Origin of the sequence: Pseudomonas baetica (assembly GCF_002813455.1) — a bacterium.
Taxonomy (GTDB): Bacteria; Pseudomonadota; Gammaproteobacteria; order Pseudomonadales; family Pseudomonadaceae; genus Aquipseudomonas; species Aquipseudomonas baetica.
The window spans coordinates 6,819,950-6,835,233 of sequence record NZ_PHHE01000001.1 but is presented as its reverse complement, the minus strand read 5'-3'; the positions used below and the strand labels follow the sequence as shown (position 1 = coordinate 6,835,233).

11 protein-coding genes are annotated in these 15,284 nt (G+C 60.0%); 8 read left to right on the top strand and 3 right to left on the bottom strand.

What is annotated here, in order from left to right; genetic code table 11:
• Nucleotides 1–162: 162 nt before the first annotated feature.
• Genes mexE through ATI02_RS31685 form a run of 3 tightly spaced genes read left to right on the top strand, consistent with a single transcriptional unit; the run spans nucleotide 163 to nucleotide 6,029 of the window.
• Nucleotides 163–1,416, top strand: coding sequence for a multidrug efflux RND transporter periplasmic adaptor subunit MexE (mexE, locus tag ATI02_RS31695; RefSeq protein ID WP_100848386.1), 1,254 nt, complete (start codon nucleotides 163–165; stop codon nucleotides 1,414–1,416).
• A 15-nt stretch (nucleotides 1,417–1,431) separates the two neighbouring features.
• Complete coding sequence (locus ATI02_RS31690) at nucleotides 1,432–4,611, top strand: efflux RND transporter permease subunit (RefSeq protein ID WP_100848385.1); 3,180 nt, start codon at nucleotides 1,432–1,434, stop codon at nucleotides 4,609–4,611.
• Nucleotides 4,608–6,029 carry an efflux transporter outer membrane subunit gene (locus tag ATI02_RS31685; RefSeq protein WP_100848384.1) on the top strand — a complete coding sequence of 474 codons (1,422 nt, stop codon included), beginning with the start codon at nucleotides 4,608–4,610 and terminating at the stop codon, nucleotides 6,027–6,029. The genes ATI02_RS31690 and ATI02_RS31685 overlap by 4 nt, the downstream gene beginning before the upstream one ends.
• Before the next feature lie 57 nt (nucleotides 6,030–6,086).
• Here the strand turns inward: ATI02_RS31685 and ATI02_RS31680 are convergent, their stop codons facing one another.
• Genes ATI02_RS31680 through ATI02_RS31670 form a run of 3 tightly spaced genes read right to left on the bottom strand, consistent with a single transcriptional unit; the run spans nucleotide 6,087 to nucleotide 9,382 of the window.
• A complete protein-coding gene (locus ATI02_RS31680) occupies nucleotides 6,087–7,028 on the bottom strand; it encodes an HlyD family secretion protein (protein WP_420875237.1) in 942 nt (313 codons plus the stop codon).
• A gap of 28 nt (nucleotides 7,029–7,056) precedes the next feature.
• A complete protein-coding gene (locus ATI02_RS31675; RefSeq protein WP_095187187.1) occupies nucleotides 7,057–7,257 on the bottom strand; it encodes a DUF1656 domain-containing protein in 201 nt (66 codons plus the stop codon).
• Nucleotides 7,247–9,382, bottom strand: a complete 2,136-nt coding sequence (locus ATI02_RS31670; RefSeq protein ID WP_100848382.1) for an FUSC family protein — start codon at nucleotides 9,380–9,382, stop codon at nucleotides 7,247–7,249. The genes ATI02_RS31675 and ATI02_RS31670 overlap by 11 nt, the downstream gene beginning before the upstream one ends.
• A gap of 171 nt (nucleotides 9,383–9,553) precedes the next feature.
• Here ATI02_RS31670 and ATI02_RS31665 point away from each other — a divergent pair, with 171 nt between their 5' ends.
• The 5 genes from ATI02_RS31665 to ATI02_RS31645 all read left to right on the top strand — a co-directional run bounded on the left by ATI02_RS31665 (nucleotide 9,554) and on the right by ATI02_RS31645 (nucleotide 15,149).
• Complete coding sequence (locus ATI02_RS31665) at nucleotides 9,554–10,609, top strand: tetratricopeptide repeat protein (RefSeq protein ID WP_095187189.1); 1,056 nt, start codon at nucleotides 9,554–9,556, stop codon at nucleotides 10,607–10,609.
• 101 nt (nucleotides 10,610–10,710) lie between these two features.
• Nucleotides 10,711–11,889, top strand: coding sequence for an MFS transporter (locus ATI02_RS31660; RefSeq protein WP_100848381.1), 1,179 nt, complete (start codon nucleotides 10,711–10,713; stop codon nucleotides 11,887–11,889).
• Between the two features lie 156 nt (nucleotides 11,890–12,045).
• The gene (locus tag ATI02_RS31655) at nucleotides 12,046–12,732 is read left to right on the top strand and encodes an HPP family protein (protein ID WP_095187191.1); all 687 of its coding nucleotides are present in this window, start codon (nucleotides 12,046–12,048) and stop codon (nucleotides 12,730–12,732) included.
• Nucleotides 12,733–12,887: 155 nt separating this feature from the next.
• Nucleotides 12,888–13,994, top strand: coding sequence for an enoyl-CoA hydratase/isomerase family protein (locus tag ATI02_RS31650; RefSeq protein WP_100848380.1), 1,107 nt, complete (start codon nucleotides 12,888–12,890; stop codon nucleotides 13,992–13,994).
• 3 nt (nucleotides 13,995–13,997) lie between these two features.
• Entirely contained in the window at nucleotides 13,998–15,149 is a 1,152-nt protein-coding gene (locus ATI02_RS31645; protein WP_100848379.1) for an acyl-CoA dehydrogenase family protein, read from the top strand.
• Nucleotides 15,150–15,284 lie beyond the last annotated feature (135 nt).

Genomic DNA, 15,284 nt, shown 5'->3' with positions numbered 1-15,284 from the left:
ATTAAGGATATTGATAGCACCCTAACGAAAGGCGCATTCTAGAGGGCTGGCATCGGTCTTATATCATTCCGAATGATAGTTACCTTTGCTTCATTCGATTCGTGCCATACCACCCCTGCCGAGCATCATCCGCCCATCTTCAATACATTGGCGGATGCATCCATGGAACAGTCACTCAAACATTTGCGCTTCCCGTTGGCCCTGTTGGCCGTACTGGTGATGAGCGCCTGCGGCAAGACTCCGGAGACTGCCGCCACCCTGCCCGCTGCGAAAGTCAGCGTGGCCAAAGTGCTCGAACAACCGGTCAACGAGTGGGACGAATTTACCGGGCGCCTCGAAGCGCCGGAAACCGTTGAAATCCGTCCTCGGGTCTCCGGTCAGATCGACCAGGTGGCCTTCACTGAAGGCGCGCTGGTGAAGAAAGGTGACCTGCTGTTCCAGATCGATCCGCGTCCGTTCCAGGCTGAGGTGCGCCGCCTCGAAGCCCTGGTCGCACAATCGCGCGCCAACGCCACTCGCAGTGAAAACGAAGCCGGTCGTGGCGAACGTCTGCGTGCCAGCAACGCCATTTCCGCCGAACTGGCCGACTCGCGCACTAGCGCCGCACAGGAAGCCCGCGCCGCCGTGGGCGCCCTGCAAGCGCAACTGGATCTGGCCAAACTGAATCTGAGCTTCACCCGCGTCACTTCGCCGATCAGCGGCCGTGTCAGCCGCGCGGAAATCACCGCCGGCAACCTGGTGACCGCCGACACCACCGCGCTCACCAGCGTGGTCTCCACTGACAAGGTCTACGCCTACTTCGACGCTGACGAACGTGTATTCCTCAAATATACCCAGCTCGCTCGTCAGGGTCAGCGCGGCGCTACAACCCCGGTGTACATGGGGCTGTCCAATGAAGACGGTAACACGCACCTGGGCCAGATGAACTTCGTCGACAACCAGGTCAACCCGAAAACCGGCACCATCCGTGGTCGCGCGGTGTTCGACAACAGCGATGGCACCTACACACCGGGTCTGTACGCACGGCTGAAACTGGTCGGCAGCGGCACCTACAACGCCATGCTGATCAATGACGAAGCCGTCGGTACCGACTTGGGCAAGAAGTTCGTGCTGGTGATGGACGCAGACAACAAAACCGCTTATCGCCCCGTCGAACTCGGTCCGAAGATCGAAGGCCTGCGCATCGTGCGCACCGGCCTGAACAAGGACGACACGATCATCGTCAAGGGTCTGCAACGGGTTCGTCCTGGCTCACCGGTCACCCCTGAAGTGGTGCCGATGGCCAGCGAACAAACCATCGCGGCTCTCGCTCAACAACGTCAAGCGCTGGAAGCCAGCAACCTGCCCAAAGTCGCCCCCGCCAAAGGTGCGTCCGGTGCGGTTGTGAAGCTGGCTGCTACGCCCCCACGCGGTTAAGGGACGACAACTCCGATGAATTTTTCCCAATTCTTCATTTCACGGCCGATCTTCGCAGCGGTGCTGTCGCTGCTGATCCTGATCGCCGGTGCAATCTCGCTGTTCCAGCTGCCGATCAGTGAATACCCGGAAGTCGTGCCACCGACCGTGGTGGTACGAGCCAACTTCCCGGGTGCCAACCCTAAAGTCATCGGTGAAACCGTGGCCGCTCCGCTGGAGCAAGCCATCACCGGCGTCGAGAACATGCTGTACATGTCCTCGCAATCCACCGCTGACGGCAAGATCACCCTGACCATCACCTTCGCGCTGGGCACTGACCTGGACAACGCGCAGGTGCAGGTGCAAAACCGGGTGACCCGTACCGAGCCGAAGCTTCCAGAAGAAGTGACGCGCATCGGTATCACTGTCGACAAGGCTTCTCCCGACCTGACCATGGTTGTGCACTTGACCTCGCCGGACAAGCGCTACGACATGCTGTACTTGTCCAACTACGCGATCCTCAACATCAAGGATGAGCTCGCTCGTCTGGGCGGTGTCGGTGACGTGCAGCTGTTCGGCATGGGCGACTACTCGCTGCGTGTCTGGCTCGACCCGAACAAGACCGCTTCGCGCAACCTGACCGCCACTGATGTGGTCACCGCGATTCGTGAACAGAACCGTCAAGTCGCTGCCGGCCAACTCGGTGCGCCCCCTGCCCCGAATGCCCAGAGCTTCCAGCTGTCGGTCAACACTCAGGGGCGTCTGGTTACCGAGGAAGAGTTCGAGAACATCATCATTCGCGCAGGCGACAACGGTGAAATCACTCGCCTCAAAGACATTGCTCGCGTTGAACTGGGCTCCAGTCAATACGCCCTGCGCTCGTTACTGAACAACCAGCCCGCTGTAGCGATCCCGATCTTCCAGCGTCCAGGCTCCAACGCCATCGACATCTCGAACGAAGTCCGGGCGAAGATGGACGAGTTGAAGAAAGGCTTCCCGCAAGGCATGGACTACAGCATCGTCTATGACCCGACGATCTTTGTACGCGGCTCGATCGAGGCAGTGGTTCACACCCTCTTCGAAGCCTTGATCCTCGTGGTGCTGGTGGTGATCCTGTTCCTGCAGACCTGGCGTGCCTCGATCATTCCATTGGTGGCGGTGCCGGTATCGTTGATCGGTACGTTTGCAGTCATGCACCTGTTCGGCTTCTCGCTCAACGCCTTGTCACTGTTCGGCCTGGTGTTGGCCATCGGTATTGTGGTGGACGACGCCATCGTGGTGGTGGAGAACGTCGAACGGAACATCGAACTCGGTTTGACACCGGTCGAAGCCACCAAGCGCGCCATGCGTGAAGTGACCGGCCCGATCGTTGCCACGGCACTGGTGCTGTGTGCGGTATTTATTCCGGCGGCATTCATTTCCGGTCTCACCGGCCAGTTCTACAAGCAGTTCGCACTGACGATTGCCATCTCGACGGTGATCTCGGCGTTCAACTCGCTGACTCTGTCGCCAGCACTGGCCGCTGTGTTGCTGAGAAGCCATGACGCGCCAAAAGACCGCTTCTCCAAGGTGCTCGACAAGCTCTTCGGTGGCTGGTTGTTCCGTCCGTTCAACCGCTTCTTTGATCGGGCCAGCCATGGCTACGTCGGCACCGTGCGCCGGGTTATCCGCAGCAGCGGCATTGCTCTGCTGCTGTATGCAGGGCTGATGGTACTGACCTTCTTCGGTTTCTCCAGCACCCCGACCGGTTTCGTCCCCGGCCAGGACAAGCAATACCTGGTGGCCTTCGCGCAATTGCCGGACGCTTCGAGCCTGGATCGCACCGAAGATGTGATCAAGCGCATGTCCGACCTCGCCCTGAAACAACCAGGCGTGGAAAGTGCCGTCGCGTTCCCGGGCCTGTCGATTAACGGCTTCACCAACAGCCCGAACGCCGGCATCGTGTTCGTGACCCTGAAACCGTTCGACGAACGTAAAGATCCGAGCATGTCCGCCGGTGCGATTGCCGGCGCCCTGAACGGCCAGTACGCGAACATTCAAGAAGCGTACATGGCGATCTTCCCGCCCCCGCCGGTACAAGGGCTGGGCACCATTGGTGGTTTCCGTCTGCAAATCGAAGACCGGGGCAACCTGGGCTACGACGAGCTGTACAAAGAAACCATGAACATCATCAACAAAAGCCACAACGTACCGGAACTGGCCGGCCTGTTCACCAGCTACACCGTGAACGTGCCGCAGGTCGATGCCGCTATCGACCGGGAAAAAGCCAAGACCCATGGCGTGGCCGTCAGTGACATCTTCGACACCCTGCAGATCTATCTGGGTTCGCTGTATGCCAACGACTTCAACCGTTTCGGCCGTACCTATCAGGTCAACGTTCAGGCCGAGCAACAGTTCCGCCTCGAATCCGACCAGATCGGCCAGCTGAAAGTGCGCAACAACAAAGGCGAAATGATCCCGCTGGCGACCTTCATCAAGGTCAGCGACACCTCGGGCCCCGATCGCGTCATGCACTACAACGGTTTTATCACCGCAGAAATCAACGGTGCAGCAGCCCCCGGCTACAGCTCCGGCCAGGCGGAAAAAGCCATCGAGAAACTGCTCAAGGAAGAACTTCCGAACGGCATGACCTACGAGTGGACCGACCTGACGTACCAGCAGATTCTGTCCGGCAACACCGCGCTGTTCGTGTTCCCTCTGTGCGTACTGCTGGCGTTCCTGGTACTCGCTGCTCAATACGAAAGCTGGAGCCTGCCACTGGCGGTAATCCTGATCGTACCGATGACCCTGCTGTCGGCCATCACCGGAGTGATCATCTCGGGCGGTGACAACAACATCTTCACCCAGATCGGTTTGATCGTACTGGTGGGGCTTGCGTGTAAGAACGCGATTCTGATCGTCGAATTCGCCAAGGATAAACAGGAAGAAGGCCTCGACCCGCTCGCTGCGGTGCTGGAAGCCTGCCGTCTGCGTCTGCGGCCGATCCTGATGACCTCCTTCGCGTTCATCATGGGTGTGGTGCCACTGGTGTTCTCCAGCGGTGCCGGTGCCGAGATGCGTCACGCCATGGGTGTGGCGGTGTTCTCCGGGATGCTCGGGGTGACCTTCTTCGGTCTGCTGTTGACGCCAGTGTTCTACGTACTGATCCGTAACTTTGTCGAACGCGGTGAAGCCCGCAAAGCGGCAAAAGCCCTGAAACTGGAGGCGCAACAATGAGTCTGAAAGTCTTCCTGCCGAGTCTGCTGGTGCTGGCCCTGAGTGCCTGCGCCGTCGGCCCCGACTACAAGACCCCAGCGACGGAGGCGGCCAACATCACGACCGCCACCGACGGTGCCAACGGACAGAAGAACTTTGACCGGTCGAAGTTCGAAGGCATCTGGTGGCAGCAATTTGATGATCCGACCCTCAGCCAGTTGGTGACGCAATCGCTGCAAGGCAACCGTGAACTGCGTGTTGCGTTCGCCCGCTGGAAAGCCGCCCGCGCCATCCGCGACGACGCCAGCAACGATGCGATGCCGACCATCACCAGCCGCGCCAGCAGTGATCTGGCCAAGGGCCAGATCCCCGGCCAGACCACCAACCGGGTCAATAGCGAACGCTATGACCTGGGTCTGGACATGGCCTGGGAACTGGACTTGTTTGGCCGTATCCAGCGCAATCTGGAAGCCAGCGACGCCGACCAGCAGGCCGCCGAAGCTGATCTTTACCAACTGCAAGTCACCATGATTGCCGAACTGGTGGACGCTTACGGTCAACTGCGTGGTGCGCAACTGCGCGAGAAGATCGCCGTGGCCAACCTGAACAACCAGCAGGAGTCGCGCAAGATCACCATCAGCCTGCGTGATGCCGGCGTTGGCGATCAGCTCGATGTCGAACGTGCCGACGCGCGCCTGGCGTCGGTTGAAGCCAGCGTGCCGCAATTGCAGGCAGAGCAGGTTCGGCAGAAAAACCGCATCGCCACCCTGCTGGGTGAACGCCCGGACAAGCTGACGGTGGACCTGAGTCCTAAAGACTTGCCGGCGATTGCCAAGGCTCTGCCTATCGGTAATCCGGGCGAACTGTTGCAACGTCGGCCGGACATCCTCAGTGCCGAACGCCAACTGGCCTCTGCCACGGCACGTATTGGTGTGGCCAAAGCGGACCTGTTCCCTCGGGTCAGTCTCAGTGGTTTTCTGGGCTGGACCGCCGGACGTGGTTCGCAGATCGGTTCATCGGCAGCCAATGCCTGGGCACTGGGCCCGAGCATCACCTGGGCGGCGTTCGACCTTGGCAGCGTGCGGGCGCGTTTGCGCGGTGCCGATGCGGACGCCGAGGGCGCGCTGGCGACCTACGAGCAACAAGTGCTGCTGGCACTGGAAGAGTCGGAAAACGCCTTCAGCGACTACGGCAAACGGCAGCAACGGTTGATCTCGCTGATCCGTCAGAGTGAATCGAGCCGCAAGGCTGCCGATCTGGCCGAGATTCGCTATCGCGAAGGCACCACGGACTTCCTCGTATTGCTCGACGCGCAGCGTGAACGGTTGAACGCCGAAGACAGTCAGGCCCAGGCCGAAGTCGATCTGTATCGCGGCGTTGTCGCAATCTACAAGGCCCTGGGTGGTGGCTGGCAACCGGAGCAGGTCGCCAGTCAGTAAAGGTTGTTAAAGAGCTCCTTTGGTTGGCCGCAACCAACCAATTTTTTGCCCCGCGTATCATTCGGTCGCGGGGCTTTTTTGTGCCTCCAGAACACTGACGGTGGCGGTTGTACCGGCGCGCAGGCGGTTTTTGCCGGCGTAGTCCTTGTCAATCTCGATCCGCACCGGCACCCGCTGCGCCAGTTTCACCCAGGTGTAGCTCGGGTTGATGTTCGCCAGCAGTCGACTGCCCTGTGCGTTCTCCCGGTCAGCAATAGCGAAGGCGATGCTCTGTACCGTGCCGCCGAAGGTTTCCCCGCTCATCAATTGAATGCGCACTCGATCGCCCTCCTCGATGCGCGGCAACTTGGTTTCTTCAAAATAGCCACTGACGTAGAACGAATCGCTGTCCACCAGTGCCAACAAGGCGCCACCGGCCACGGCGTAATCGCCCTGGCGTGTCAGCAGATTGGTCACGTAGCCACTGACCGGGGATTCGACGCGGGTACGCTGCAGATCCAGTTCAGCCTGGGTCAGTGCGGCAATCGCCAATTGCACATTGGCCTCGGCCAGTCCGAGGTTGGCTTGATTGCGCAACAGATCCGCCTGAGCCACAGCCACGTCGGTACTGGATTTCTCCCATTCTTCGCCGGAGATCGCAAACCCCTGCTTGAGCGTACGCCGGCGCCGCTCTTCGCTCTGGCGCTGCTTAAGCAGAGCTTCACTGGCAACGATCGCGGCTTGCGACTGCCCCAGCGTCGCCTTCGCCACCTCAACCGAGCGCCGCGAATGCTCTACCGCCAATTGGTAGCGCGCCGGGTCGATCTCCATCAGCAACTGGCCCTTGTCGACATGCTGGTTGTCCTGCACCGCGAGGCTGACGATGCGCCCCGAAACATCCGCCGACAGCGTCACCACATCCGCCCTGATCCGAGCGTCTCGAGTCCACGGTGCACGGGTGTAATGCTCCCAGGCAAACCAGCCGAGCACGAGGGCCAGCAGCACCACTGCCAGGGTCATCGATCGAGCGATTAACACTTTCAAGGCATCAGGCTCCCATCAACAAAATCAGCGCGGCACAGACGCAGGCATACAGCGCGCCTTCGAACAGCGCTTCGTGCCAGACCAGACGCAATACACCCAAGCGCCGCAAGCACCCGTCCAACAGCATGAAAATCGGTATGGCCAGCAGCAAGGCCTGGGCAATGGGCGGCAGATAAACGCCACCAATCTCGAAATCAATGGGCAAGGGCCGGTTCTCCTACGGGGGTATTGTGTTGCAGGTGTTCGCCGTGGCGTTCGAGGAATGACACGACAATCAGCAGGGCCACACGCATGCGAAACACCGCCCATAGATGTTCATGGCTGGCGACGTGCAGATCATCCAGCTCATCGCCCAGTGTATTAAGGGCCGCGAGCACCGGCGCCAGTTGCGCGCCCTGACGCCCTGCCACAAGGCGTCCGGTCCTGCGTAACGCCGAGGACAAGCGTTGACTGTAAGCGTCCGTCAACAGCGCATTGTTCTGCGCCTGTTGCCTGAGCTGGTGCATTGCCACACCCAGTGCCACGCAGGCCAGACTGACTTCATACAGTTGCTGCGTGGGGCGGTCATCCACGGCAGGCAGCAAGCCCAGCATGCTGGTCAGGCGATCGACCATGCGGCTTTCGAAGGCAAATTGTTGTTCATCGGTGGCCGGCGCCTTGGTCAGTTGGTAGACCTGCTCCCGCGCTTCGTTATAGAGACGACGAATGCGCCATGCCGGCCGGAACGGAAAAATCCACGCATAGACCATCAGCGCCAGCATCGCCGCGCTGACATACGCACCGGCGAACTCGAACCATTGAATCGCGGTGTTCTGTCCAGTGCCGACATTCTGCGGGCCGAGCAGGAGAAAACTCGACAACCCCAGCCCCATGCCGATTCCCGCTGTAGCCGGGCTCGCGATGCCGACCGCGATCACATAGAGCAACGGTGCAAGAAGCAAGGCCAATAGCTCGAAATCACTGATCGCCGGCACCAGCATGAACTGATAGAACGCCGATACCACGAGGGCCAGCCCCAACCCGCGAGCGTAACTCTGCGCGGCCATCAACGGTCGCGGGAAGGTCGCCATGAGCGAACAGAGAATCCCCACCAAAATCATGCCGCCCCGTGCACCGTCCCAAGCGGTTTCGATCCAGATCAAGCCGGCAACCAGCAACGCGGTAAAGGCGCGGATTGCGTTCATCGAGGCCAGCGTGAAATCCAGATGCAAAGGATTGGACTGCCCTCGGTAAAGGCAACTGGCCTCGCGCCCTTCCTGTATGGCCTCGCTCAATTCCAGAATCTGTTCGAATTGCTGTAACAGCCGCGCCTGTTCCCAGCGCAACGCCCAGGCCAGTGAACGCAGGGTGGCGCTCATGTCTTCGGTCAGTTGCTCGGCCTCGTAAGCCAGCGCCTCGAACTGCTGCTGCAGCGTGAAAAATTGATGGCGCGACGCCGCAGGCAGCGACCTGCCCTGCTCCGCCAACTGGTCGAACAGTGCCAGTTCCTCGGCCCGCAGACGCTGGATGTCCAGCGGCAGATCGCCCTCCCAGCGCTCAGTCAGCAGTTCACGCTGATGCCGTAAGGCGGTCAGGCGCGAGGTCAGCAGCATCAGTTGATTACCCAACAACAGCACCAGGTTATTGGCGCTGCGCAAACGTGGCGCATCGAAGTACAAATGCCGACGTAAACCCTCCAGAGCACTGATTTCAGCGAGCAAGCGCATTTGTCGACGCTGGAAATCGTCTTCACTTTCCTCCGTGCGCAGCACCGCAGCGGCATGGCTGGCTGCCAGTTTGATCACCTGATCGACTTTGGCGAAGTAACCCGTGGCAACGGCTTGCGGGCGCGCCGTAAGCAGGCTGACCACGCAGACACACGCCACGGCCAGCAAGGTTTCGGTAACACGGGTGACGGCCAGCAGAAACGTGCCGTCCTGATCGGGAACTGCCAGTAATGCCACTACCACCGCCGTATACCCGCTGAGCACAAACGCTTGAGAGCTGGTGTAGCGCAGCAACGTACCGCCGGCCGTGCACAGCGCCAGCCACAGTGCCAGCGTGGTAATGAACGGCAAAGGTGCCTGGGGAAATATCGACATGATCAATACCGCTACCGCCGCGCCCAGGGTAGTGCCGATCACCTGACCAAAACTGCGCGCCAGTGCCATCCCTGCGAGCGGCTGACTGACAATGACGACGGCCATGATCGACCACTTGGGCTGATCAAGATCGAACACAAACGCCAGGTACAGGGTCAGCAACCCCGCCACAATGGTACGCAGGGCAAACAGCAGGATGGCCTGACCGGGATGAGTCACTGCCTTGAAATAAATCAACAGGGCTTGCATGGGCGCACTCGTCGAAACAACTTCACCAAGCGTAGACACTGCATCGACGCATGGAGGTTCACAGAGTCGACGCAGTTTGTAGGGCGTTTCGCATGCACAGGGTTTGACTCACGGCCCGAGCTGACCGAAGCTTGCTGCTCTGCTCCAGTACGAAAGCTTCCGGAAATCTGCATGCCTCAATCGCGCCGCTATCTGTTTATCAGCCTTGGCCTCGTACTCGTCATACTCATCGGCTGGTTGTCCCTGCGCAGCACCGCGCCCGTGGTGCCCGAGGCGATCAAACACGGCTACAGCGAAGCGCTGGCCGCCGCTCGTGCCGGACAACCGGGCGCGGCGCGTCAGTTGTATCAGCAATTGGGCCGTCCCGACCTGTCGGTCAAACGGCGGATCTGGCTGCATGCCGAACTGCTTAATTATCCGAGCCCGCAAGCCCTGAAACTGGCCGACGCCGACCTGCTCAACGAAGCCCCCGAAGTGCGCCTGGCAGCCATCAAAAGCATTGTCGGATTGGTACCGGGCGGGCAACGCAGCCTGTTGCTCGGGCCGTTGCTCGACGACGAAGAGCAAACCGTGCGCTTCGCCGCGATCAACGCATTACTCGGCCTGACGCCAGATGAGCTGGGCCTGTATTTCGCACCGTTGCAGCAAGCGATCGATGGCTGGGAACAGGCGCTTAAAGGCGAACCCGAAAGCGCCGCCACCTACGCGCAATTGGCCCGTCTGCATCTGCATAACGCCGAACTCAAAGAGGCGCAGACTGCGCTGGACAATACCCTGCGTCTGGAACCCGGCAACTTGCCGGCGCTGGTGATGCAGATCGATGTGCTTGATCGCCAGGGTCAGAGCGATGCCGCCCGACAGTTGCTCGCGCAACAGCTTAAAGCGCAGCCAGACTCTGCTTATCTGCAACATGCTCTGGGTTTGTGGCTGCTGCATCACGGGCAACGCGAATATGCCCTGCTCGGTTTGTCCAAAGCCGTGGAGCTGGAGCCGGACAACAAGGATTACCGCTACGACCTTGCCACCACCCTGCACGGCGCCGAAGAGCTGGAAGCGGCGCAGAAGCAATTGCAGGAGATCGTTCAGCGCCATCCCGCCGATCGCAAGGCGCGGGTGTTGCTGATCAACTATTGGAAGGAAAGCGGGCAATTGCAGAACGTGCAGATTCTGTTGGCCCAGCTGGAGCAGATGAATCCTGATGATCCGGCTTTGCAACAAGGGCTCTGACTGTATCAGTGGCCGTTGAATTCGCGCGTAGCAGACTGTTGCGCGCCGTGACACTGACCACGCCCGCTCGCGCATTTTGAAATAAGGACATTGACCTCTTCGTGGCCACCTATTCGCGCCTCATTCGCCGGTTGATGATCAGCTCGCTGACCGTCGTCATCAGCCGCGCCCTGATCAGCCCGCTGCTGACCTTGTTCCTCAGCAACAAACTCGGACTTGACCCACAGGATGTCGGCCTGTTGTTGGGCGTTGCGGTGTTCAACGCGACGCTGCTGTCGCTGTATGGTGGCTACATCATCGATAAGCTGGATAAACGCCGGTTGCTGATTCTGACCATGCTGTCGAGCGGCATCGGTCTGATCCTCCTGACCTTCGCGCAGGACCTGTACCTGGTCACGCTGGTGCTGATCATCAGCGAAACCGCGTCGGCGCTGTTCCTGATCTGCTCCAAGGCGATCCTCAGCGAAAATCTGCCATTGGGCCAACGGGTCAAGGCGTTTTCCCTGAATTACACGCTGACCAACATCGGTTACGCCGTCGGCCCGATGATTGGCGTGGTGATTGCCGGGGTGCAACCGTCAGCCCCTTTTATCGTCGCCGGGGCGATTGCCATCGGCAGCATTTTCCTGCTGCTCGGCGCTACCAGAGAGGTGCGCCCGATAAGCACGGTCGGCCAACCGCAAAGCTTTCTGAAGACGCTGATCATCCTGAAAAACGACCGCACGATGATCCTGTTCGTCCTCGGTTGCCTGCTCAGCACACTGGTGCACGGACGCTTCACTTTGTACCTGTCGCAATACCTGCTAGTGACGCACACCCAGCAACAAACACTGGACACCATGGCCGCGCTGCTTGCCTGCAACGCGATCACGGTGATTTTGCTGCAGTACCAGATCGGCCGCTTGCTCAAGCGCGAGCACCTGCGACACTGGATTGCCGGGGGCACGGCGCTGTTCATCGTCGGGCTGATCGGCTTCAGCTTCGCCGACAGCCTGATTGGCTGGTGTGTGGCGATGTTTATCTTCACCCTCGGCGAGATGATCATTTACCCGGCGGATTTCCTTTTCGTTGACACCCTCGCCCCGGAGGAACTGCGTGGCAGTTATTACGGCGCGCAGAACCTGGCGGCGCTGGGCGGTGCAGCGAGCCCGGTGATGTGTGGGTTTCTACTGATGCACACACCGGCGCCGAGCATGTTTTATGCCCTGAGTGCGCTCGCCGCATTAGGCGGGTACTTGTGTTTCGTCAGCGGACGAAGGGTTGCTTCAATTCAAAAATAATGCACTCAAACTGCATTAATATGAATTTGTCAGCATCGAGATAGATCGGCACACTGTGCGCGTTCCTCCCCCAATAGTTGGAACGTTTCGAGGGCTTTCCGGATTGCCGGACAAGTCCTTTTTTTTGCCCGCCATTTTTTACAGGATCGTTTTTACATGCTCGCTCGCTGGTTGCCCGCCGCCATCAACACTCGCCCCACCGAATGGAGCCGCGCCGCAATCGGCATGGCATTGGGCACGTTGTTCAGTGTGTGGCTGTGCGCTCAGGTGTTTGGTCACGAGGTGGCTTATCACCTGATCGGGCCGCTGGGTGCATCGGCAGTGTTGCTGTTTGCCGTGTCCTCCGGCGCCCTCGCCCAGCCATGGTCGATTCTCGGTGGTTATCTGTGTGCCGGCGTCATGGCGTTGCTGGTCGCCCATGTGCTCGGCCGAACCCTCGGCAGCGCCTGTCTGGCGGCGGGCATGGCCTTGATCCTGATGTGCTGGCTGCGTTGTCTGCACCCGCCGGCGGGAGCTTTGGCATTGACGTTGGTTCTCGCCGACCCCGCAACCATCGCCCTGGACTGGCAAGCCATGGCGCCGGTGATGCTCGGCGCCGCGTGCATGCTTGCCAGCGCGCTGGCCTACAACAACCTGACGCGCATTCGCTATCCAAAACGTCCCGCCGAACCTGCGCCGGCGGTTGCCCCGGTCGACACTCAGGCTATCACCGCCGAAGACCTGAAACGGGCCCTGGCCGACATGGAAGCCTTCATCGACGTCACTCCCGAAGACCTCGAACAACTGATCCACGCCAGCGAACGGCACGCAAAACGGCGCAGCATTACCCAAACCTTCACCTGAACCCGTGTAGGAGCGCACACATTTTCGACCAAGGTAAAAACGCAAACTCCCCCTGCGAATATCCCGGTTGTACACGGCAAATTTGCACTGCTACGATCGGCTAACGCTCGCGCGCGAGCTTCTCGAATAAAGACAATAAAAGCAGGGAGTTAGTGATGACTGCTCAGGCTTCATCCCCGGGGACTCAGTCCATGGATGCCACGCAACACGAAGTGCTGGCCGAGGTTCGCAACCACATCGGTCACCTGACCCTCAACCGCCCCACCGGCCTCAACGCCATTACCCTCGACATGGTTCGCCTGCTGCAACAGCAGCTCGACGCCTGGGCTACCGACACCCATGTCCACGCAGTGGTGCTGCGCGGTGCCGGTGAAAAAGCCTTTTGCGCTGGCGGCGACATTCGTTCGCTCTACGACAGTTACAAGAGCGGCGACACGCTGCACGAAGATTTTTTCGTCGAGGAATACGCCCTCGACCTGACGATTCACCACTACCGCAAACCGGTGCTGGCCTTGATGGACGGCTTTGTCCTCGGCGGCGGCATGGGGCTGGTGCAAGGCGCCGATCTGCGCGTGGTCACCGAGAAAAGCCGTCTGGCGATGCCGGAAGTGGCCATCGGTTATTTCCCGGACGTCGGCGGCAGCTATTTCCTGCCGCGCATTCCCGGTGAGCTGGGGATTTATCTGGGCGTCAGCGGTGTGCAGATTCGCGCCGCCGATGCGCTGTATTGCGGACTGGCTGACTGGTATCTGGACAGCAGTAAGTTGGCACTGCTCGATGAAAAACTCGACCAGATGGAATGGCAGGACACGCCGCTCAAGACCTTGCAAAACCTGCTGGCCAAACACGCGGTACAAACGCTGCCCGATGCGCCGCTCCAAGCCTTGCGCCCGGCCATCGACCATTTCTTCGCGCTGCCGGACGTGCCGAGCATGGTCGAACAACTGCGCGAGGTGACCGTTGCCGACAGCCACCTATGGGCGACCAGCACCGCTGACCTGCTGCAAACCCGTTCGCCATTAGCCATGGCCGTGACCCTGGAAATGCTCCGTCGTGGCCGGCATCTGAGCCTGGAACATTGCTTCGCTCTGGAGCTGCACCTGGATCTCCAATGGTTCGCCCGTGGCGATTTGATCGAAGGCGTGCGCGCCCTGCTGATCGACAAAGACAAGACACCTCGCTGGAACCCGCCCACCCTTGCTGCACTGGACGCAAGCCACGTCGCGAGTTTCTTCCACGGGTTTGATGAGAGCGGGAGCTGAGCCATGCACGATCTCGAACTGACTGAAGAGCAAGTGATGATCCGCGACATGGCCCGGGACTTTGCCCGTGGCGAAATCGCGCCCCATGCGCAAGCCTGGGAAAAGGCCGGGTGGATCGATGACGCCCTGGTGTCAAAGATGGGTGAACTGGGTCTGCTGGGCATGGTCGTCCCTGAAGAATGGGGCGGCACTTACGTCGACTACGTAGCCTATGCGCTGGCGGTGGAAGAGATTTCCGCCGGTGATGGTGCGACCGGTGCGTTCATGAGCATCCACAACTCCGTTGGCTGCGGCCCGGTGCTCAACTACGGCAGTGAAGCACAGAAACAAACCTGGCTGGCGGATCTGGCCAGCGGCCAAACCATCGGTTGCTTTTGCCTGACCGAACCCCAGGCCGGCTCCGAAGCACACAACCTGCGCACCCGCGCCGAACTGCGTGACGGCCAATGGGTGATCAACGGCGCCAAGCAATTTGTCAGCAACGGCAAACGAGCGAAACTGGCGATCGTGTTTGCGGTGACCGATCCGGATCTGGGCAAGAAAGGCATTTCCGCGTTTCTGGTGCCGACCAACACCCCAGGTTTCATCGTTGATCGCACCGAACACAAGATGGGCATCCGCGCCTCCGACACCTGCGCGGTGACGCTGAACAACTGCAGCATTCCCGAGGCCAACCTGCTGGGTGAACGCGGCAAAGGCTTGGCCATTGCCCTGTCCAACCTTGAAGGCGGACGCATCGGCATTGCCGCGCAAGCGTTGGGCATCGCCCGTGCGGCGTTTGAAGCGGCGCTGGCGTATTCCCGTGATCGGGTGCAGTTCTGCAAGCCGATCAACGAACATCAGAGCATCGCCAATCTGCTGGCCGACATGCACATGCAATTGAACGCGGCGCGGCTGATGATTCTGCATGCGGCGCGGCTGCGCACGGCGGGCAAGCCGTGTTTGTCGGAGGCTTCGCAGGCCAAATTGTTCGCCTCGGAAATGGCCGAAAAGGTCTGTTCGTCAGCGATTCAGATTCATGGCGGGTATGGGTATCTGGAGGACTATCCGGTCGAGAAATACTACCGCGATGCGCGGATTACCCAGATCTATGAAGGGTCGAGCGAGATTCAGCGGATGGTGATTGCCCGCGAACTGAAAAACTACCAACTCTAACCCTGAAGGAGCTGTCGAGTGGAACGAGGCTATGATCTTTTGATCTGGCCTCAAAAGCTTCGCGAGCAGGCTCGCTCCCACAGGAGATTTGCGTACAACGCAGAACCAATGTGGGAGCGAGCCTGCTCGCGAAGG